24 protein-coding genes are annotated in these 20602 nt (G+C 60.8%); 13 read left to right on the forward strand and 11 right to left on the reverse strand.

The window, feature by feature from the left end:
* Nucleotides 1-7: 7 nt before the first annotated feature.
* Entirely contained in the window at nucleotides 8-1030 is a 1023-nt protein-coding gene (locus tag AB3N21_RS08505) for a LacI family DNA-binding transcriptional regulator (RefSeq protein ID WP_367934821.1), read from the reverse strand.
* A gap of 137 nt (nucleotides 1031-1167) precedes the next feature.
* On the opposite strand from AB3N21_RS08505, the gene AB3N21_RS08510 reads away from it, so the two are divergent.
* From AB3N21_RS08510 to AB3N21_RS08560, 11 genes are all read left to right on the forward strand, one after another.
* Nucleotides 1168-1353 carry a hypothetical protein gene (locus AB3N21_RS08510; protein ID WP_171178875.1) on the forward strand — a complete coding sequence of 62 codons (186 nt, stop codon included), beginning with the start codon at nucleotides 1168-1170 and terminating at the stop codon, nucleotides 1351-1353.
* A gap of 23 nt (nucleotides 1354-1376) precedes the next feature.
* Entirely contained in the window at nucleotides 1377-2525 is a 1149-nt protein-coding gene (locus tag AB3N21_RS08515) for a TRAP transporter substrate-binding protein (RefSeq protein WP_367934822.1), read from the forward strand.
* Nucleotides 2526-2636: 111 nt separating this feature from the next.
* A complete protein-coding gene (locus AB3N21_RS08520; protein ID WP_367934823.1) occupies nucleotides 2637-3149 on the forward strand; it encodes a TRAP transporter small permease in 513 nt (170 codons plus the stop codon).
* An 11-nt stretch (nucleotides 3150-3160) separates the two neighbouring features.
* Nucleotides 3161-4489, forward strand: a complete 1329-nt coding sequence (locus tag AB3N21_RS08525) for a TRAP transporter large permease (RefSeq protein WP_367934824.1) — start codon at nucleotides 3161-3163, stop codon at nucleotides 4487-4489.
* A 12-nt stretch (nucleotides 4490-4501) separates the two neighbouring features.
* Nucleotides 4502-5809, forward strand: a complete 1308-nt coding sequence (gene hisD, locus AB3N21_RS08530) for a histidinol dehydrogenase (RefSeq protein WP_367934825.1) — start codon at nucleotides 4502-4504, stop codon at nucleotides 5807-5809.
* Nucleotides 5802-6563, forward strand: a complete 762-nt coding sequence (locus tag AB3N21_RS08535; protein ID WP_367934826.1) for an SDR family NAD(P)-dependent oxidoreductase — start codon at nucleotides 5802-5804, stop codon at nucleotides 6561-6563. Before hisD ends, AB3N21_RS08535 begins: the two co-directional genes overlap by 8 nt.
* A complete protein-coding gene (locus AB3N21_RS08540) occupies nucleotides 6560-7540 on the forward strand; it encodes an alcohol dehydrogenase catalytic domain-containing protein (RefSeq protein ID WP_367934827.1) in 981 nt (326 codons plus the stop codon). The genes AB3N21_RS08535 and AB3N21_RS08540 overlap by 4 nt, the downstream gene beginning before the upstream one ends.
* Before the next feature lie 29 nt (nucleotides 7541-7569).
* Nucleotides 7570-7980: a universal stress protein gene (locus tag AB3N21_RS08545; RefSeq protein WP_367934828.1), complete on the forward strand. Its 411-nt coding sequence runs from the start codon at nucleotides 7570-7572 to the stop codon at nucleotides 7978-7980.
* A 46-nt stretch (nucleotides 7981-8026) separates the two neighbouring features.
* The gene (gene comD, locus AB3N21_RS08550; protein ID WP_367934829.1) at nucleotides 8027-8533 is read left to right on the forward strand and encodes a sulfopyruvate decarboxylase subunit alpha; all 507 of its coding nucleotides are present in this window, start codon (nucleotides 8027-8029) and stop codon (nucleotides 8531-8533) included.
* Nucleotides 8530-9084: a sulfopyruvate decarboxylase subunit beta gene (comE, locus tag AB3N21_RS08555; RefSeq protein ID WP_367934830.1), complete on the forward strand. Its 555-nt coding sequence runs from the start codon at nucleotides 8530-8532 to the stop codon at nucleotides 9082-9084. Before comD ends, comE begins: the two co-directional genes overlap by 4 nt.
* On the forward strand, nucleotides 9084-10187 hold the full coding sequence (locus AB3N21_RS08560; protein ID WP_367934831.1) for an alpha-hydroxy acid oxidase: 1104 nt from the start codon (nucleotides 9084-9086) through the stop codon (nucleotides 10185-10187). Before comE ends, AB3N21_RS08560 begins: the two co-directional genes overlap by 1 nt.
* Nucleotides 10188-10268: 81 nt before the next feature.
* On the opposite strand, the gene AB3N21_RS08565 is transcribed toward AB3N21_RS08560, so the two are convergent.
* Nucleotides 10269-11174 carry a LysR family transcriptional regulator gene (locus AB3N21_RS08565; RefSeq protein WP_171178856.1) on the reverse strand — a complete coding sequence of 302 codons (906 nt, stop codon included), beginning with the start codon at nucleotides 11172-11174 and terminating at the stop codon, nucleotides 10269-10271.
* A gap of 239 nt (nucleotides 11175-11413) precedes the next feature.
* On the opposite strand from AB3N21_RS08565, the gene AB3N21_RS08570 reads away from it, so the two are divergent.
* Complete coding sequence (locus tag AB3N21_RS08570) at nucleotides 11414-11854, forward strand: DUF4399 domain-containing protein (RefSeq protein WP_367934832.1); 441 nt, start codon at nucleotides 11414-11416, stop codon at nucleotides 11852-11854.
* Nucleotides 11855-11923: 69 nt separating this feature from the next.
* Here AB3N21_RS08570 and AB3N21_RS08575 read toward each other — a convergent pair whose 3' ends face one another.
* Nucleotides 11924-13363 carry an aldehyde dehydrogenase family protein gene (locus AB3N21_RS08575; RefSeq protein WP_367934833.1) on the reverse strand — a complete coding sequence of 480 codons (1440 nt, stop codon included), beginning with the start codon at nucleotides 13361-13363 and terminating at the stop codon, nucleotides 11924-11926.
* Nucleotides 13364-13627: 264 nt separating this feature from the next.
* Between AB3N21_RS08575 and AB3N21_RS08580 the strand changes: the two genes are divergently transcribed.
* The gene (locus AB3N21_RS08580; RefSeq protein ID WP_171178848.1) at nucleotides 13628-14278 is read left to right on the forward strand and encodes a peroxiredoxin; all 651 of its coding nucleotides are present in this window, start codon (nucleotides 13628-13630) and stop codon (nucleotides 14276-14278) included.
* Nucleotides 14279-14397: 119 nt separating this feature from the next.
* Here the strand turns inward: AB3N21_RS08580 and AB3N21_RS08585 are convergent, their stop codons facing one another.
* From AB3N21_RS08585 to AB3N21_RS08620, 8 genes are all read right to left on the reverse strand, one after another.
* Nucleotides 14398-15114 (reverse strand): glycosyltransferase family 25 protein, encoded by a 717-nt coding sequence (locus AB3N21_RS08585; protein WP_367934834.1) that lies wholly within the window; start codon nucleotides 15112-15114, stop codon nucleotides 14398-14400.
* A 67-nt stretch (nucleotides 15115-15181) separates the two neighbouring features.
* On the reverse strand, nucleotides 15182-15871 hold the full coding sequence (locus AB3N21_RS08590; protein WP_367934835.1) for an outer membrane protein: 690 nt from the start codon (nucleotides 15869-15871) through the stop codon (nucleotides 15182-15184).
* Between the two features lie 185 nt (nucleotides 15872-16056).
* Nucleotides 16057-16566 (reverse strand): helix-turn-helix transcriptional regulator, encoded by a 510-nt coding sequence (locus tag AB3N21_RS08595; protein ID WP_367934836.1) that lies wholly within the window; start codon nucleotides 16564-16566, stop codon nucleotides 16057-16059.
* 27 nt (nucleotides 16567-16593) lie between these two features.
* Nucleotides 16594-16860, reverse strand: a complete 267-nt coding sequence (locus tag AB3N21_RS08600; protein ID WP_367934837.1) for a PepSY domain-containing protein — start codon at nucleotides 16858-16860, stop codon at nucleotides 16594-16596.
* A 221-nt stretch (nucleotides 16861-17081) separates the two neighbouring features.
* Entirely contained in the window at nucleotides 17082-19232 is a 2151-nt protein-coding gene (pnp, locus tag AB3N21_RS08605; RefSeq protein WP_367934838.1) for a polyribonucleotide nucleotidyltransferase, read from the reverse strand.
* Nucleotides 19233-19477: 245 nt separating this feature from the next.
* Nucleotides 19478-19849, reverse strand: coding sequence for a DUF1761 family protein (locus AB3N21_RS08610; protein WP_367934839.1), 372 nt, complete (start codon nucleotides 19847-19849; stop codon nucleotides 19478-19480).
* Nucleotides 19846-20268, reverse strand: coding sequence for an SRPBCC domain-containing protein (locus tag AB3N21_RS08615; RefSeq protein ID WP_367934840.1), 423 nt, complete (start codon nucleotides 20266-20268; stop codon nucleotides 19846-19848). The genes AB3N21_RS08610 and AB3N21_RS08615 overlap by 4 nt, the downstream gene beginning before the upstream one ends.
* Nucleotides 20261-20602, reverse strand: coding sequence for an ArsR/SmtB family transcription factor (locus tag AB3N21_RS08620; RefSeq protein ID WP_367934841.1), 342 nt, complete (start codon nucleotides 20600-20602; stop codon nucleotides 20261-20263). Before AB3N21_RS08620 ends, AB3N21_RS08615 begins: the two co-directional genes overlap by 8 nt.

Genomic DNA, 20602 nt, shown 5'->3' on the forward strand with positions numbered 1-20602 from the left:
GCCTATGTCACTTCGGGCATGGGCCGAGCGAAGCGCGGATTTTGATCTCGGTCTCAAGATTGATCGAGGCCGCAGCTGTCTTGCGCTCGACCATGTCAACCAGCCCGCAAGCAGCCCGAAGCCCCATTTCCCGATGCGGGACATGCACGGTCGTCAGCGCCGGGCTGACGATCCGGGCCAGTTCGATGTCGTCGAAACCGGTGATTGAAACATCCTCGGGAACGCGCATCCCAAGCTGGAGCGCCTTGCGAAGCGCGCCTGCCGCCAACACATCGTTCCCGCACAGCACCACACTTGGCGACGGACCGCCGGACATCAAACCGGCAAAGGCGTCGGCCCCGCTCTCGATCTCATAGGATGTTTCGATCACGGACAGCGCCTCCGGGGGCAGCCCGTTTGCCGCCAGCGCATCCTTGACACCCTTGATCCTCAATCGCGCGCGATCATTGCCCTGACTGATGCCGGAGATCATCCCGATCCGGGTATGGCCGAGCCTGATCACCTCTTGCGCAAGGGCAAACATCGCATCCCGGTTGCTGAACCCGATAGAAGGCGTGCGGGCGTCGGGAATGAAGGACCAGGCGACCAGTGCGGGCGTTTTCTGACGCTCGAGATACTCGTAGATCTTGGGATCGCGATCATGGCCGATCAACAGCAGCCCGTCCGCGCCACGCGCGACCAGGGTTCTGATCTGCTCTTCCTCGACGTCGGGCTTGTAGGCGGAACTTGAAACCAGCAGCGTGTATCCACTTCGGTGCAGCTCTTCCTGAAATGCCTGCAGACCCCGTGCAAAGATCGCGTTTTCCATCGTCGGGATGATCGCGCCGATGGTGAAGGTTCGCTTGGCGGCCATCACCCGTGCCGCGAAATTGGGCGTGTATCCCAGCGTTTCAACAGCGGACATCACGCGCTTGCGCGTGGCCTCGACCACCCTGTCAGGCGCGTTCAGGCAGCGCGAGACCGTCGCCGTGGACACCCCGGCCTTTTTGGCAACGTCGTCCAGAGTAGGTGCTGACCGCATATTCGACATTCCCAATCTCGCAAATCGGTTTCGCTTAATCCTTAGCACCAATGCGAGTATTTGGACACCTTGCAATGTAAGCGCTTGCATTATCAATGTAAGCGCTTACAAAGGTGAATGAGCCGATTCCCGCAGGAGCCTTGCCAATGTTTCTCGTCGCGTCCGTTGCCGTGTTTGCAATTTACTTCGCAAACGTTGCCCTGGGTGCATTCGCGAACAGCGCGTTCTTGGGCGATGTGGGCGAAATGTTGGTTCTGTTCGCGGCGTCGATCCTGTTCGTTGTCGCAATTCTGAAGAAGGAAGCTGACCGCAAAAACAACGACGGAAGCTGATTTGTCCAATGGGAGGGCAATTGATGGACAACGACAAGAAAGATCTCGCCTCGGCAGAACGCCGTAATTTTCTGAAGCTCAGCGCCGGAGGGGCGTTCACGGCGGCGCTGGTTGCAGGCGCGGGCGGCGTGCTTTGGTCATCCGAGGCCGCAGCGCAAACCGCCAAGGAAGAGCGTGAGCGTGAGAAAGCTGCCGAGCACGTTATGACGATCGCGACCGCCTACGTTCTGGGCGCCTCGCGCAGCTATCCGATCATGCAGTTGGACCTCAAAGAGAACATTCAGAACGCAACGAACGGCAAGGTCTATGTCAAGCTTGCACCGGGCGGTCAGCTCGGCGCCGGTGGTTCGCTGGTTCAAAAGGTGCAGGGCGGAACCATCCAGGCGGCGCAGCACTCGCTGTCGAACTTCGCGCCTTTTGCGTCCACGGTCGATCTTATCAACATGCCCTATCTGTGTGGATCCAATCAGCGGTTCACCAACCTCGTGACCTCGGATTACTGGAATGCAGAGGTGCATCCGAAGATCGAGGCCAACGGGTTCAAGGCGCTGTTCTATGTGAATATCGACCCGCGCGTGGTGGCCGTGCGCAAGGGCGGTGCAGGGGCCGTGCTCAGCCCGAGCGATCTGTCGGGCGTGAAATTCCGCGTGCCGGGATCGAAGATGTTGCAGCAATATTACCGGATGGTCGGTGCAAACCCGACGCCAGTGGCCTGGGGTGAAACGCCGTCCGCCATCAAGCAGGGCGTGGCCGATGCGCTCGACCCGTCGGTGGGTGCGCTTTATGTCTTTGGGTTCAAGGACATCCTCAGCCACGTGACGTTCACGCAGGCGGTGCCGGACAGTCAGGTCTATTCGTGCAACCTGGAATGGTTCAACTCGATGCCGGCGGACGTGCAGGACGGGATCATGTGGGGCTCGGAAATGACCGCACATCAGAACCTGTCCAAGGTTCCCTCGGCACGCGCCTATGCGATGGCGGAACTGACCAAGGCCGGTGTGGAGTTCCATTCCCTGAGCGCGGATCAGCTGGGAGAATGGCAGGAAGCCGGCGGTTACCAGCGCCCGGAATGGGATGAGTTCAAAACCGAACTCGCCGGTTCCATGGATGCCTTTGCCAAGCTGGAAGAGGCGGCCGGCACGCAGGGCAAATACTACGTCCACGACGCGTGACGATCCCGAGCGGGCACCGGTCCGGTGCCCGTTCTCTCTGACATTTGCTTTACGACCTGCGGGTCAGCTTTCGGCTGGCGTGCGGCGTGCTGCCAAACTCCGGGGTAAGAGATGAGCGTTTTGCGCAAAGTCGACCGCAATGCCGAACGATGGCTGCTTTTGGTGTTCTACGTGATGCTGGTCATCACGATGGCCATCGAAGTGGTGCGGCGCGAGCTGTTTGCCTATTCGTCGATCTGGGGCGAAGAGATCGTGCGCTATTCGTTCATCTATCTGGCATGGATCGGCGCCGCTGCCGCCGTCAAGGAACGCGCCCATATCCGCATCGACGTGATCATGCACTATCTCGGCCCGCGCCCGAAGGCGCTGCTGTATATCTTTGGCGATCTGGTGATGTTCGTGGTCGCCATCATCGCGCTCTATTGGTCGTTTGAGGCCGTGCATGTCTCGGCCAAGTTCGGATCCGTCACCGATGGTCTGCGTGTGTCCAAGGTCTGGTTTCTGATGGCCGTGCCGACCGGATTTGCCCTGATGATCTGGCGCCTGCTTCAGTCTTTTCGTCGTGATTTCAACGCCCTGCGAGACGGCAAACCCGTCTTCGAAGGCGACAAGCTGTTTGATTAAGGGAGTTCGGGATGCTTTGGAATTCGCTCAATCAAACCGTTGAACTCGGCTGGGATTTCTATCTGCCGGTGATCATGTTCGTGGCCCTGATTGCCTTGGCGGTTCCCGTCTGGGCGGCCATCGGGGCGGCGGCAATCACGATGCTGATCATGTCCGGTGACCTGCCGCTCAGCCTCGTCGGTGAAAGCCTGTTTGCGGGCATTGACGCCTTTGCTCTGACCGCCGTGCCGCTGTTCATCTTGACCGGCGACGTGCTGGTGCGCACTGGGCTCTCACGCAAGTTTCTGGATGTGGCCGAGGCGCTGACCTGTTTCGCCAAGGGCGGTTTCGGTTCGGCGACCGTGCTGGTCTGCGGCATGTTCGCCGCCATCTCCGGCTCGGACGCGGCGGGGGCCGCCGCTGTGGGCCGCATGACCATCAACCGTCTGGTCGAAAGCGGCTATCCGCGCCCCTATGCCTGTGCTCTGGTCGCCGCCGGGGCGTGTACCGGCATCCTGATCCCGCCCTCCATCGCCTATATCATCATCGGCCTGGTGCTGGGCATTTCTGCCTCGACGCTGTTTCTGGCCGCACTCATTCCCGGCCTGGCGATCCTGGTCTCGATCCTGGTTACGAATATCATCATGAACCGACTCTATGCCTATGAAGGCGGCGGCATGATGAGCGCAGGCGAGTGGCTGGGCAATCTGGGCAACGCTTTGAAATCCGGATGGTACGCGTTCATCGTGCCGGGCATCATCTTTTACGGTATTTTCTCGGGGCGTCTGACGCCGACCGAGGCAGGAGCCACGGCCGTTGTCGTGACCATTGCCATGGGTTTCATCCTGCGCACACTGACGCTGGCGGATTTTCCCTCGATGCTGGTGAGTTCGGCCAAGGTGAACGGGGTCATCCTGCCCATCATCGCATTCTCGGCCCCGCTGGCCGAAGCGCTGGCGATCATGGGCGTGCCGCAGGGGTTCGTGACCTCTGTCACCTCGCTGACGGATGATCCGTACATTCTGATCCTGCTGATGGTCGCCATCCTCATTGCCGCAGGCTGCGTGATGGAAACCACCCCGAATATCGTGATCCTTGCGCCGATCCTGAAGCCGCTGGCCGACAATATCGGCATGAACGAGATTCAGTTCTGCATCATGATGATCACGGCGCTGGGCGTAGGATTCATCACACCGCCGCTGGGTCTGAACCTGTTTGTCGTATCTGGCATTACCGGTGAGTCGATTCTGAAAATTGCCGCCCGGGCTGTGCCCTTTGTATTAACGATGCTGATCGTGGTTCTTCTGATCGCCTACTTGCCCGCGGTCTCGACAACCTTGCTACCTGAAATCTACCAGTAGGATTTTCTGAATATGCCTCGTGACTATCTGAAAAAGGCGACCCTGACGGCGCAATCGCATGCGACGGAAGTGCATGATACGGTCAAGACCATTCTCGCCGACATCGAGGCGGGCGGAGATGCCAAGGCGCAGGAATACGCGGCCAAGTTCGACAAATATGACGGAAACGTGCTGATGAGCGCGGCCGAGATCGAGGCCGCCTGCGCACTGGTTCCCGAAAAGCTCAAGGCGGATATCCGGTTTGCCCATGACAATGTGCGCCGGTTTGCGGAAACGCAAAAGGCGACCGTGTCCGATGTGCAGATGGAGATCGTGCCCGGATTTATCGCCGGTCAAAAGGCGATCCCGGTGGATGCGGCGGGCTGTTATGTTCCTGGCGGGCGTTACAGCCACGTCGCCAGCGCCATTATGACTGTCACCACGGCCAAGGTTGCGGGATGCCGCCATATCACCGCGTGCTCTCCGCCGCGCCCGGGGGAGGGCGTCGCGCCTGCGATCGTCTATGCCGCGCATATCTGCGGCGCGGACAGCATACTGGCCATGGGCGGCGTGCAGGGCGTGGCTGCCATGACTTACGGACTGTTCGGCCTGCCACGCGCCAATATCCTCGTGGGACCGGGCAATCAGTTCGTTGCCGAAGCCAAGCGTATTCTCTATGGCAAGGTCGGCATCGACATGATCGCGGGGCCGACCGACAGTTTGATCCTGGCGGATGCCACCTCAGACGCGCATGTGGTTGCAACGGATTTGGTCAGCCAGGCCGAGCATGGGTACAACTCGCCCGTCTGGCTGGTGACCGATGACCGGGACCTGGCGCAGAAAGTCATGGAACTGGTTCCGGCCCTGATCGACGATCTGCCCGAGTTGAACCGCGACAATGCCTTTGCCGCGTGGCGTGACTATGCCGAGGTGATCGTCTGTTCGGACCGTGAGGAGATGGCCGCCTGTTCTGACGAATACGCGCCCGAACATCTGACAGTTCAGGCCGCAGATCTGGATTGGTGGCTGGATCGGCTGACCTGCTATGGCTCCCTGTTTCTGGGCGAAGAGACCACGGTATCCTATGGAGACAAAGCCACCGGAACCAATCACGTGCTGCCCACCTCCGGGGCGGCCAGCTATACTGGCGGGCTGAGCGTGCATAAATACATGAAGATCGTCACCTGGCAGCGCGCCACCCGCGAAGGCTCGAAACCAATTGCCGAGGCGACCGCGCGCATCTCGCGTCTGGAGGGCATGGAGGGGCACGCGCGCGCAGCAGATGTGCGGCTTGCCAAATACTTTCCCGACGAACAATTCGACCTCACCGCAGATGGATGATCCCCGGGGCCTTTTTGACCTGACTGGCCGCGTGGCCTGTGTGACCGGGGCAAGCTCCGGTCTGGGGCGGCGTGTGGCTCAGGTTCTGGCGGCGGCAGGGGCCAATGTCGTGGCCGTGGCCCGGCGCAAACAGGCATTGGACCAGCTATGCGGCGACATTGGCAGTCGTGCCGCTGCAGTGGTTGCCGATGTCTCGGACCGGGATGGTCTTGAGGCCCTTCGGGACTCGGTTTCCGAAAAGTTCGGTGCGCCCGACATCGTCATTCATGCCGCCGGAGTGAACACGCGCGAACCCGCGGATGAGGTCACGACAGGGGGTTGGGATCAAACGCTGGCCCTCAACCTCAGCGCGCCGTTCTTTCTCAGTCAATTGATGGTTCCGGCGATGAAAGAAAAGGGCTGGGGTCGCATTGTAAACTTTGCGTCTCTGCAAACGACGCGGGCCTTTCCGGGCGGCATTGCTTACGGCGCCTCAAAGGCCGGCGTGGCGCAACTCACCCGCGCAATGGCCGAGGCCTGGTCCAGGTTTGGCATAACCGCAAACGCGATTGGCCCGGGGTTCTTTCCGACCGAACTGACGCAGGCGGTGTTTGACGACCCCGAACGGTCTGCACGAAATGCCGCGCAAACATGTATGCAGCGCAACGGTAGGGTTGAGGATATCGATGGACCGATCCTGTTTCTCTGCTCTGCTGCGTCTGACTACGTGACCGGTCAGGTTCTGATGGTTGATGGGGGATTTACCGCGAAATGAAGGCGCTTGTGTATGACGGCGTTGAGAAGCTGGGGTTTCGCGAGGTTCCCGATGCGCGGCCCAAGGCCGGGGAGCATCTGGTCCGCGTCGAGGCGGTCGGTATCTGCGGGTCGGACATGCACGCCTATCTTGGCCATGACGCACGCAGGCCCGCGCCCCTGATCCTCGGTCACGAAGCCGCGGGCGCGGTGATCGGCGGCGCGCGCGATGGTGCGCGTGTGACGATCAATCCGCTGGTCACCTGTGGAAGCTGCCGCGCCTGCGCGAGCGGACGTGAGAATATCTGCCCGGACCGGCAGATCATCTCGATGCCGCCAAGAGAGGGCGCATTTGCGCAATTTGTGGCTGTGCCCGACCGCAATTTGGTTGAGGTGCCGGGGGACGTGCCCCTGGCCAAGGCAGCTTTGGCCGAGCCATTGGCAGTCAGCTGGCACGCGGCCCGGTTGGCGCTTGAGGCGTCGCACCCAGATACGGACAAGCGTGCGCTGGTGATCGGCGGCGGTGCCATTGGCCTTGCGGCGGCACTGGCGCTGAGCGCGATGGGCGTTCGCGATGTCACGGTGGTGGAGCCCAACGACATTCGGCGCACGTTTTTGGCGGACCGGTGCCGCCAGAACGCGGTGGCCGAGGCTGAGGGGCAGTTCCCGATCGTGATCGACGCGGTAGGCTACTCTGCAACCCGCGCGGCGGCCTCGGCTCTTGTACAGCCAGGGGGCGTTATTGCTCATGTCGGGCTGGGTGAGGATGCCGGCGGGCTCGATATCCGAAAAATGACGCTGCAGGAAATCACGTTCATCGGTACATATACCTATACCGCCGAGGATTTCCGCGAGACGGCGCAGGCCATTTTCGACGGCCGTCTTGGCCCGCTGGACTGGTTCGAACAACGTTCGCTGGCCTATGGTGCCGATGCATTTCGGGATCTGCGCGCGGGCAGGGTCGCTGCGCCAAAAATCGTGTTGACCCCGTGGATGTAGACACAACTGAACAGGCAACGGAGGCAGAAATGTACGCCAGAATTCTCGTCCCGATGGCGCTCGATCACGACATTTCGGGACATACCCTGCAGGTCGCAAAAGCGCTTTGCGCCAGCAACGGAGAGATTATTGCCCTGCATGTCTACGAGTCGCCGCAGGGCTCAGTGAGTGTGTATCTGGACGAGGCCACCGTCAAAGAGGGTTTCAAACAGGCGCATCGGATGATGCAGAAAAAACTGGAAGACCTGCCGGATGTCAGGCCCGAGATTGTCAAAGGTCACACATCGCGCTCGATCATCGATTTTGCGGACGCCAAAGGCATCGACTGCATCGTGATCGGGTCGCACAAGCCGGGCCTCACCGATTATTTCCTGGGCTCCACGGCCTCGCGTGTCGTCCGGCACGCATCCTGCGCCGTGCATGTCCACCGCAGCAGCTAATTCGGAAAATGCGCGACATGCGCTCAAACAGGAAGGCAAGTCAGATATGAATATCGACAAGAAGATCGCCGATGATCTTGTCGCCAACGATATCTCGTTCGTAACCACCGTCCCGTGCAAGCAACTGGCTGGGGTGATTGCGGAAATCGACGAACGAGACGACATCTTTCACATCCCCTCGAACAAGGAAGATGAGGGGATGGGGCTGTGTGCCGGGGCATGGATGGGGGGCAAACGTCCTGCGATCATCATGCAGAACACCGCCATCGGAGTGACGATCAACACGTTGGCCACGCTGATCCAGTACTACCGGATGCCGTTGCCGATGCTGATCTCGTATCGCGGGGAATTGCGCGAACCGGTGGCCTGTCAGGTGGAAATGGCGGTACACACAAAGGCGCTGCTGGCCCAGATGAACATCCCCACCTACCACTTTCATAGACAGTCCGACGTCGAAGAACTGGATATGATCCTGAAATACACATTCATGTGCAACAAACCGGTGGCGATCCTGACCGATGCCAATTTCTGGGGAGGCTATGGCGACCAATGATCCGTTCTGAAATCCTCAAAGAGATCGCGCCGATCCTCCGTGACCAATTGGTTGTCTGCAATATCGGCATTCCCAGTCAGGAACTGCACGCCATCGACGATCAGCCGACCAATTTCTACATGCTGGGCACCATGGGTCTGGCGTCGAGCATCGGTCTGGGCCTTGCGTTGGCGCAACCCAAGCCTGTTGTCGTGATCGACGGTGATGGCTCGATCCTGACCAACATGGGCACCTTGCCGACCATCGCCAACAACGTGGCCGACAATTACATCCTGATGATCATCGACAACGGCTCGTATGGCTCGACCGGGGATCAGCCAACCTATGCCGGAAAGAAAACTTCGCTGGCGAAAGTCGCCGAGGCGTGCGGCTGCGAAAACGTCGTCGAGTGCCGCGATGTGGAGACGGGCGACGTGCTGAAAAAGGCCCTCGACAGCGGCAAGATGCATGTGATCGTGGTCAAGTGCGACAGCGGCAACGCCAAGATGCCGGTGATCACCATGGATCCGGTGGTCATCCGGGACCGGTTCATGAAGGCCGTCCGCGCCTGATGGCAGCAAGCGCCATTCACAGCGCCGAAGATGCCCGCCGCCTGGCGCGGCGGCGTCTGCCGTGGATGGTGTTTGACTATATCGACGGGGCTGCGGGCACCGAAACCGGAGCGGCCCGGAACCGTGCGGCGCTTGACGGCATGACATTGCGCCCTCGCATCCTGCGGGATGTAAGCTCAAGGTCGCTGTCGACCGAGCTTTTTGGCAAGCCCGCGCAACGTCCGTTCGGGATTGCTCCCATGGGAATGTGCAATCTCTCCATCCCCGGCGCCGATCTGATGCTGGCCCGCCTTGCCGCGCGCTATTCGGTTCCGCTGGGGGTTTCGACCGTCGCCTCGACCCCGATGGAGGAGTTGATCGAGGTGGCGGAAGGAAACGCCTGGTTTCAGCTTTATTTCAGTGGCGACGGGTCCGGGACCTTTCGGCTGGTGGAACGGGCCCGGGCGGCCGGATATGAGACACTGGTTCTGACCGTGGACGTGCCCGAGGTTGGGCGCCGCCCGCGTGAGTTGCGTCATGGCTTCACAATGCCGTTTAGCATCGGCCCCCGGCAGTTTCTCGATTTCGCCCTGCACCCCCGCTGGTCGCTCTCGACGCTGTTTCATGGCAAGCCGCAAATGGCGAACTTCCTGATGGAGGGGTACGAATTCGACCGAACGGAAAGCCGCGCGAAGGCGGATTGGAGCACCTTGAGTAGGCTCAGAGACATGTGGCCGGGCAATCTGGTCGTGAAGGGTGTGCTTGATGTCGAGGACGCCGTTGCGCTCAAGGCCGCTGGCGCCGATGCAGTTCAGGTGTCCAGTCACGGGGCCCGCCAACTTGACAGCGCTCCGGCGCCGTTTTCGGTTTTGCCGCAGGTTCGAAACGCGCTGGGTGCGAAGTTTCCCATATTCTATGACAGCGGGCTCCGCTCGGGCGAGGATGCTTTGAAAGCCCTCGCCAGTGGCGCAGATTTCGTGTTCTTCGGGCGCATCCTGCAATACGCAATGGCTGGTGCAGGAGAGCAAGGGTTGGAGCGGCTCTGGACCGTGCTGAGCGATGAACTCAGCATCGCAATGGCGCAAACGGGTATGTGTTCGCTGTCATTCGAAAGGGCGGGGTGACTCCATCCCCGATCAAAAAAGAAACCCGCGCCGAGGCACGGGCCGTTAGTTTCAGGGAGAAATTTTCTCAATACGCTACCGTTACCACTCCATCGGTCCTTTTTCCGCAAAGGACTCGACCAGAAAGTCGATGAACGCGCGGACCTTGGGCTGGGTGAAACGGCCCGGAGGATAGACGGCATAGATGCCTTGCACCTCGTCCGGAAGGGTGGGCATTGCATCCTCGACCAGCCCGGCCTTCAGCGCGTCCGCATAGAGGTAGCTGGGCAGATGTGCGATCCCAAGCCCTGAAATCGCGGCGTTCAGCAGGGATTGCCCGTCATTCACGCTCAGCCATCCGGCCGTTCGCACCTGCCGCTTTTCGCCCGAAGGCGCGGTCAGCTTCCAAACGCTGCCCGACGACTGGTTGGAGTAGTGCAGCAGTTTGTGCTCATTCAGGTCGTCGATCCGCTGTGGGCGGCCATATTTCTGGATGTATTCCGGCGAGGCGACCATCCGTTTTGTCGTCTCGGTCAGCTTGCGCGCGCGCAGCGTGCTGTCCTCAAGCTCGCCGATCCGTACCGCCACGTCGAACCCTTCCGAAATCAGCTCCACATAGCGGTTGTTGAGAACCATGTTGACGGTGATGTCTGGGAAATCGGACAGGAACCGGGACAGGACCGGAGACAGGTGATTGACGCCAAAATCGGTGGCAACGCTGATCCGCAACAGTCCCGAAGGCGCCGATTGCATCGAAGTGACCAGCGCATCCGCTTCGCCCGCGTCGTTCAGCACCCGGCGCGCGCGGTCATAATAGGCCAAACCGATCTCAGTCGGCGACACCCGGCGCGTGGTGCGGTTCAGCAAACGGGCGCCCAAGCGCGCCTCAAGGCTGGACACATGCTTGGAAACAGCCGACTTGGAAATGCCCATCTTCTTGGCAGCATCGGTAAAGCCGCCCTGGTCCACCACATTGGCGAAGGCCTCCATTTCGGTAAGTCGATCCATACTCGTATCCTCGGAATTACACGTGTTGGCCTCATTCTTTGACGGGAATCTGGGCGGAAACGGGGCGGGGATGGGATAATATCGGGGATTTCATGCGGATCGTTTGCGTCCAGGAAACGCCGAAAACGTGGATTCCGGGTGCGGAATCAATGGCAAAACCGGGTGAGATGCGGCGCTTGTCTGACTTTGCGACCCGACGCGCTAGTTTACAAAAGGCTTGTTTGAAGAGGGAGAAACCCATGAGGATTTTGATTGCATCTATTGCCGCATGCCTGCTCTCGGCGCCTGTTTTTGCCGGGGGCGAAACACCGTCAAATCCCGACGCGCAGGTCTATTTCGTTAACCTTTCAGACGGCGACACCGTGACATCACCCGTCACCGTCGTGTTCGGCCTGAACGGTATGGGCGTTGCGCCCGCCGGCACCGAAAAGGAAAACACCGGGCACCACCATTTGCTGATTGATCGCCCGGCACTCGGTGAGGGAGAGGACGGGGCCGATGAACTGTCTTACGGCATTCCCTCGGACGACAACCACCTGCATTTCGGCGGTGGTCAGACTGAGGTCACCCTGGAACTGGCGCCGGGTTCGCACACATTGCAGCTGGTCCTCGGCGATCACGGGCACGTGCCGCACGCAACCCCGATCGTGTCCGACGTGATCACCATTACCGTGGAATGACGGACGGAACCGGGCGGGTGGCCGCACCTGCCCGATGTCACATTCCAGAGCTTTGCTTGGCGATAAGGATTACTCCGCAGCCCAGCCGCCCACGGCCTTGACCTCAAGGAAATCCTCCAGCCCCCATGTGCCGCCTTCGCGCCCGTTGCCGGACTGTTTCATGCCGCCAAAGGGCGACCCCGCCGCGCGGGACTGGCCGTTCATCTCGACCATGCCCGAGCGCAGCTGACGCGCCATGCGGTTGGCGCGGGCCGGGTCCTGTGTCTGGACATAGTTGGTCAAACCATAGGGCGTGTCATTGGCGATCTCGACGGCCTCTTCCTCGGTGTCGAAGGGGATCATGGTCAGGACGGGGCCAAAGATCTCTTCCCGCGCGATGGTCATCCGGTTGTTGGCATCGGCAAAGACGGTAGGCTTGACGTAGTAGCCCTTGTTGAACCCCTCGGGCCGCCCGGTGCCACCCGCCACCAGGCGGGCGCCTTCGTCGATACCCTTCTGGATCAGGTCCTGGATCTTGCTCCACTGCACCTCATTGACCACCGGGCCGATGTGGCGGCCTTCCTCCAGCGCGTTGCCGACGCTGACCATGTTGGCAACTTCGGCAGCGGTCTCGACCGCCTTGTCGTAGATACCGCGCTGCACCAGCATCCGGCTGGGGGCATTACAGCTTTGACCAGTGTTGTTCATCATGTGCAGCACGCCGCGCTTGACCGCCTTTTCGTCGGCGTCATCGAACACCACGTTGGCGCCCTTGCCGCCCAGTTCCAGATGCACCTTCTTGAGCGTATCGGCAGCGTTCTTGGAAATCGCGGTCCCGGCGCGGGTCGAGCCGGTGAAGCTGACCATATCCACGTCCGGGTGGCCCGAAAGCTGGCTGCCGACGCCCGCGCCATCGCCGTTCACTAGGTTGAAGACACCGGGCGGGAACCCGGCCTCATCCATCGTCTCGGCAAAGATCATCGCGTTGAGCGGGCTCTGTTCCGACGGTTTCAGCACCATCGTACAGCCGGCAATCGCCGCCGCCCCTACCTTGAGCGTGATCTGGTTCATCGGCCAGTTCCACGGCGTGATCAGCGCGGCAACACCCACGGCCTCATGGATGATCCGGTCGTTCGGGGCATGATCTCCCAAGGGGCGTTCGAAGGGAAACGCTTTGGCGGCGCGGATGAAGTTCTTGAGGTGCCAGATACCCGCGCCCACTTGCTGGGTGCGCGACATGTCGATGGGGGCGCCCATCTCGGTTGACATGGCCTGCGCCAGATCCTCGCCCCGGGTCTTGTAGACGTCAGCCAGTTTCTCGACCAGCGCGATCCGCTCTTCGACGGGGGTGGCCATCCAGCCGGGCAGGGCGGCCTTGGCGGCTGCGACGGCGGCGTCGGTGTCGGTCTGCCCGCCCAGCGAGATCACCGCGCAGGGCTCTTCGGTCGAGGGGTCGATGACCTGAAAGTCATTGGGTTGGGACGGGGCGACCCATTGGCCGTTGATATAGAAATCACGCTTTTCGATCATGTCTGCCACTCCTGATCAGACCAGTTATCGACCGCACGGTCGGTTTTCCCGGCCACTGTGTCACCATGGGTGGGATCCGGCAAGGGGCACTCGAATAATTTGATCAAATTCTGTCAACTCGCTTTGCCGATGCCCCGCCAAGCTCGGAAAGATGCCGGTTTTATGCGTTTTGTCATGGTTCTTCGCTGCCGACCCTGTAACCTTGCGGCTGAGCGATTAGGTTAGGACCGAACGACTCGGATTTAGCACCAAAGGAGACGAGCCATGGGTTTGCGCATCAACGATACTGTTCCGAATTTCACCGCCGAAACCGATCAAGGGACAATTCAGTTCCATGACTGGATCGGTGACAGCTGGGCCATCCTGTTCTCGCATCCCAAGGATTTCACCCCGGTCTGCACCACTGAATTCTCGGCCGTTGCTCAGCTTTCAGACGAATGGGACAAGCGCAATACCAAAGTGATCGGCGTGTCGGTGGACAGCGCTGAGGATCACCGCAAATGGAAAAAGGACATCGAGAGCTATGGTGGCGCCAATCCCGGCTTCCCGATCATCGCCGATGACGGGCTGGCAGTGTCCAAGGCCTTCGACATGCTGCCCGCCGAGGCCTACCTGCCCGATGGCCGCACCCCTGCAGACAGTGCCACGGTGCGCTCGGTCTTCATCATCGGGCCGGACAAGCAACTGAAACTCTCCATGACCTACCCGATGACCGTGGGCCGGAACTTTGCCGAGATCCTGCGGGCCCTCGACGGGTTGCAGATGACCGCCAAAGGCGTGGCGACGCCAGCGAACTGGGTGCCGGGCGAGGACGTGATCATCCCGCCGGCCGTCAGCAATGAGGAAGCCAAGGAGAAATTCGGCGAGTTCGAAACGATCTTCCCCTATCTGCGCCGGACTAAGGCACCCGAGTGATATGCTGGCGCGCGATTGCGGCCGGGGTCAAGGCGTTTGCAAACGCCTTGAAGCAAGCGGTTTGAAAACCGCTTAAGCCGCTTGCAAGCGGCTTGGCCCCCTGCGGCAACTGTGCCGCGTCATGGTCTCTGGGGGCACCGGTGCAGTTGTAGCCGGTATAGACCCCGCTTGAATTCCCGTCCCAGCACCTCGCCGGGGCGGGTTTTCTTTTGGATGGTCGAGCCGCCGATCTGGCCAGCGACCTCCTGATTGCCGGTCCCTTGCAGGGCATGGATCGGTTGTCCGGTAATCCAGTGCATCTGTAGGAATGTGTCCACCGGCCGGTCGATCCGGTCCGTGGCGGCCAGCAGGCGCGCTGCCGCATTGCGGCCCACGACCTGACACACACATTGCAACCCGATCACCCGCGGCAGGATCAGGCGCAGCCCATCCCGCTCGGCCAGCACCTGTGCCGGCACCTCCCGCTGTTTCACCGGCAGCCGGATGTAGTGTTCCGGGGTGGCGTGTGTTCGGATCATCTCCAGCGCCGAGGCGAAGCGATCCGGGTCGATCCCCAGATCGTCCTCCGTAGTGATGGCCAGATCGATCTCCTCGTCAACCATCTTGCGCCAGATCCGCCGGTGGCTTTCGAACACGCCGATCTCGGCGGGTCGTAGCGGAAAGGGATAGCGTGGGCGATGCAGGTCGCCGTTGAACACCTTCACCCCGGCAATCTGCTCGGGATCGCGCCCGTTCACCGCTTCGAACAGCTCGGCATTCGGCAGAGCTGCACACAGCGCCTCAGCATTCGGGCGGCGGGTGGTGCTGGCGGACATATGGATGACGAAAGAACGCATGACCCGGTGCATAGAACACCGGGTCATGCAGGGGAAGCGAAACCGGACATGCGCCTCCCCGGGGGGATCAGAAGTTGAAGCGCAGGCCGAGGTTGAGGCTGAACGCATCCAGGTCATCCTCGACCGTGCCCGTTACCGATCCGTTCTGGGCAAGCCTTGGGCTTGAAACGTCAAAAGCGCGCGAGTACCGCGCATCGAGCGTCAGGGCAGTGCTTGGGTTCAGCTCATACGCCACCCCGGCAATGGCCTGCGCGGCAAAGCTGGTGTCGTCCCCGTCGATCCGGACGCCGGGCGCGTAGACCAGATCCAAATCCGAGCGTGTGGCACCCAGGCCGAAGCCAACAAACGGCGTGAACGCGCCGCTTTGCTTGAAGTCGAAGAGCACATTGGCAAAGAGCGAGGTCGAGGTCACATCGCCCGAAACATTGACCTCGGGGGCCGGGCCGTTGCCCGAGAAATTCAGCCCGTCGACGTCATTGTCACGATAGGACAGCTCCAGCTCGATCCGGGTGCCGATATTGTCATTCGACCATTGCGGAATCTCGCGCCCGATGGCCAGACCTACGCCATAGCCGGTATCGAAATCTCCCGCCACGGATTGCTGTGTTCCTCCGATGGCGCCAGAGAAGTCGGTGTCTTGCAGTTGGTTGGCGCCGATGAAGCCTTGAATATAGGTGCCGTCCGGCAGGCTTTGGGCCGAGACTACCGAGGCCAACAGGGTCAACGCGGCCGAGGCTAGAGTAAGGCGGGAGATCATGGGGAATGTCCTTTGTTCCAGATTATGCGGGTCGCATGGCGCACATCTGGTAAGGCGCGCGGCAAAATAAAGCGCCCGTCCGTTCACTTCGCGTCACGGATGGTTTGAGGCTTGTGAGCGAATAGACCCGGGCGCGGAATGTCTGCTGTTAGGCAAGGCGATACACGCGCCTCAGACGCGCCCGGTCACGACTCCGGCGGCCTTGCCAGCACTGGTTCAGAGACCAATTCTTCGATGAAATAGCTTAAAAGCTGTAGCCGTCCCGAGACACCGGCCTTGCGGTAAACCGCGGCGCATTGCGCCTTGATCGTTCCCTCTTTGGTCTGGCGCAGGGCCGCGATATCGGCCACTGACAATCCCTTGATGGCTAGCATCGCCACCTCGCGCTCAGCGGTGCTGAGACCCCATTCGGTGAACTGTGTCTCAATCAGCTGTGCGAAGGCGCCCGATGCGATGTCCAATTGCCGCCGCATCTCCTGCCCGCGCAGGGTCAGGCTGCGGATGTGCAGGGCAGTGGCCACCAGCCCGCCGACCAGCGCCAGCGCCAGCACCAGCTCGAACGCATGAATGTGACGAAAGCCCGGGCTTTCCGCAGCTCCGGTCCAGTCCATTACGCCGTCGAACACGAAAAAGGTGGCGCAGACGGCCTGCACCACCAGAAGGAGCCATAACCAAAGCGTGCGCGATTTGCTCATAAGGCTCCTTAGCAGATGTCAGGAGGTTCAATCCTCCTCAGTTTCGATCTCTGTCACCGTGCCATCGGCCAGGCTCAACTCCAGCTCAGTTTCGACGCCATCCTTGAGGACTTCAACCTCGATTTCATCGCCTTCCACTTCGATTTCCTGCACGATGTAGCCTTGCTCTTCGAGCTTCGCGCGGATCGTGGCCTCATCGGTGCCCAGCTTGTCGCCCACGGCGAACCCGGCAAAGGCCAGCGCGGGCACGGCAATGATGGCAGAGGTCAGGGTGAGGGTTTTGAAGGTATTCATTTCGCATCTCCTGTTTGGCGTTGATTATGACAGCGACTTGGGTGGGTGCTGCCGGTGATGCGATTGGTCTTGGGTTGATTTGGGGGCTATTGGACCTTGGTTTATGTGCTTGAACCCGTCGTTGCGGAGTTTAGGGGTCGACGGACCTCTGCAAGACAGCCTGCAACAAAAAAGCCCCGGCTGCGTGCCGGGGCTTCTCGTCACTGAAATAGACTGGCAGATTATTCTGCGCTTGCCTCTTTCTTTTCTTTCTTCTCCGGCACGATCTCTTCGCCGGTTTCCTGATCGACAACCTTCATCGACAGGCGCACCTTGCCACGGTCGTCAAAGCCCAGAAGCTTGACCTTTACTTCCTGACCTTCCTTCAGAACGTCCGACGGATGGTTCAGGCGGCGGTTTTCGATCTGGGACACATGCACCAGACCGTCGCGCTTGCCGAAGAAGTTCACAAAGGCGCCGAAATCGACGATCTTCACGACCTTGCCGGTATAGATCGCGCCCTCTTCCGGCTCGGCTACGATCGCGTGGATCATGTCGTATGCCTTCTGGATGGCGTCACCGTTGGGCGAGGCGATCTTGATCACGCCATCGTCGTTGATGTCGACCTTGGCGCCCGACACTTCGACGATCTCGCGGATGACCTTGCCGCCCGAGCCGATCACTTCGCGGATCTTGTCGGTGGGGATGTTCATGGTCTCGATGCGCGGGGCGTGGACCGAGAACTCGTTGGTCTCGCTCAGCGCCTTGCCCATCTCGCCCAGAATGTGCATCCGGCCATCCTTGGCCTGAGCCAGGGCTTTCTCCATGATCTCGGGCGTGATGCCCGCCACCTTGATGTCCATCTGCAGCGAGGTGATGCCGTTTTCGGTACCTGCCACTTTGAAGTCCATGTCGCCCAAGTGGTCCTCGTCACCCAGAATGTCGGACAGGATCGCGTAGGAGCCGTCATCTTCCAGGATCAGACCCATGGCCACACCGGCAACCGGTGCCTTAAGCGGAACGCCTGCGTCCATCATCGACAGCGAACCGCCACAGACGGAGGCCATCGAGGACGAACCGTTCGATTCGGTGATCTCGGACACCACGCGGATGGTGTAGGGGAAATCGGTGGCGGCGGGCAGAACGGCTTGCAAAGCGCGCCATGCCAGCTTGCCGTGGCCGACCTCACGACGTCCCGGAGGGCCCACGCGGCCAACTTCACCCACCGAGTAGGGCGGGAAGTTGTAGTGCAGCAGGAAGTTCGATTTGAAGTTGCCGTGCAGCGCGTCGATGAACTGCTCATCGTCGCCAGTGCCCAGCGTGGTCACGGCCAGCGCCTGCGTCTCACCACGGGTGAACAGGGCCGAGCCGTGGGTCCGCGGCAGCATCGAGGTTTCGGCAACGATCGGGCGGATATCGGTGGTCGAACGACCGTCGATCCGTTTGCCGCCCTTCACCACGTCACCACGCAGAATACCGGCTTCGAGCTTCTTCATCGCGGAACCAAGGTTGGCGTCTTCCAGTTGCTCTTCGGTCAGCGTTTCCTTGATCGCTTCGCGAGCAGCGGCAACAGCGGCGGTGCGTTCCTGCTTGTCGATGATCGCGAAGGCCGCGCGCATCTGGGTGTCACCGGCGGCTTTGACGGCCTCAGACAGCTCGGAATAATCCGGCGCCTGGAAGTCGAAGGGCTCTTTCGCGGCTTCTTCGGCCAGCGAGATGATCAGGTCGATCACCGGCTGGATCTGGTCATGGGCAAACTTGACGGCGCCCAGCATCTCGGCCTCGGACAGCTCGTAGGCTTCGGATTCCACCATCATCACGGCGTCTTTGGTACCGGCAACAACCAGATCCAGACGCTGTTCGGGGTTCAGGCGCAGGTCCTGCATATCGTCCACGGTCGGGTTCAGGACGTATTCGCCATCCTCGAAACCAACGCGGCAGCCAGCGATCGGGCCCATGAACGGTGCGCCCGACAGCGTCAGCGCGGCCGAGGCGGCGATCATCGCAACCATGTCGGGGTCGTTGACCAGGTCGTGGGACAGAACGGTGCACATCACCAGCACTTCGTTCTTGAAGCCCGGGACGAACAGCGGACGGATCGGACGGTCAATCAGGCGGGCGGTCAGCGTCTCTTTCTCGGTCGGACGCGCCTCGCGCTTGAAAAAGCCGCCCGGAACCTTACCGGCGGCATAGTATTTTTCCTGATAGTGCACAGTCAGCGGAAAGAAATCCTGACCGGGCTTTTGTTCCCTGGCAAAGGTCACGTTGGCCATAACGCTGGTTTCGCCCAGCGTGGCAATCACGGTGCCGTCGGCCTGACGGGCAACCTTGCCGGTTTCCAGTGTAAGCGTCTCCTCGCCCCACTGCATTGATTTCGTCGTTACATCAAACATTTGCGTATCCTAGAAGGGAGCGCTCCCAGGCGTATCCCGGGTCTCCCGTTTCAATGGCGGCCCCATTGCCGCCGACCCCATTTATCTTCCGTTCGAGTGCCGGGGTCATGGCACAACGTCTCAGATGCTAGGCCCATACAGCAGTTTGCAGAGATTGGAAAGCGGGGAAGTTTTAGGGGCTCGCGCACGGCTGAAAACCCCGATGTGACCCCGTCCGTCTGCGGACGGAGCCACACGTTATCGCGCTAAAGGATCGCGTGGGCGAGGATCATCACGATACCGCAGCCGATGGCATAGCCGGTGTCGACGGCAATCGCGAAACCGCTTTTCTGCGCCCATTTGCCGACCGAGGCTGCCTGCGCCGCCACGGCAAGGATCGCCAGAACTGCTACGCCCAGACTGTTGGTGGTTTCGGTGGCGGCGATGATGATCGCCAACAAAACCAGAAACACGATCTGCAAGCCCATCGCCGCCAGCGGAGGCGTGTCGGGCGGTGTCGGATCGATCCGCGTGCCCTCGGCCCACCGCTTTTGAAACCCGAGCGGGCCGTAAACCAGAAATCCCAGCAGGAATGCGGCGATCACGCCTGCCCCTGCGGCCAGCCAGTTGATCATCATAGCGCCGCCTCCAGGGCGACAAGGATTGCTGTCCAGCCGCCCTCGTGATTGTTGCGGCTTTCCTCAGACGGAAAGCGGATGTGGTGCAGCTTGAGTTCCGTGCCCTTGTCTGTGGGCGTGAAGTCGAGCGTTACGGTGGAATCGTCCTGGCTGTAGGGCGACACCCAGGTGAATTGCAGTCGGTTGGGGCGGTCGATGACCTTGTATTCGCCCTCATGCGGCAGGTCGCCGGCCTCGGGTGCGCGCATGACGATGCGGAACCGCCCGCCGACCTTGGCGTCCGAGGTGGCCTCGGGCACCGTCATCCCCGGCCCGGGCAGCATGAACTTGGCCAGCATTTCCGGTTCCAGCCACGCGTCGAACACCCGTTCTGGCGGATGCGGGATTGCGCGGGTTATCTCAAGGGACAGGTCAGTCATCGTCAGGATCCTCCAAAGCAGCTTCCAGGGCGTCCAGCCGAAGCGCCCAGATCGAACGCAACTCGGCAAACCACGTGTCTATGGCCGACAACGGAGCCATGCGGACCTCGATCAGATGCTCGCGCCACTCGGTGCGGCGTTGCACCAGTTCGGCGGTTTCCAGCACTTTGATGTGCTTGGACACCGAGTTGAGGCTCATATCGAACTGCCGTGCGATATCCGTCACTCGCAAGGGACCGTGCTGGGCAAGCATGGTCAGGATCTTGCGGCGGGTCGGATCGGACGCGGCCTTCAATATCGCGTTGAGGTCATCCTGACTCTCTCGTTCAACCAT

Source organism: Ruegeria sp. (genome assembly GCF_040830605.1).
Classification (GTDB): domain Bacteria; phylum Pseudomonadota; class Alphaproteobacteria; order Rhodobacterales; family Rhodobacteraceae; genus Ruegeria.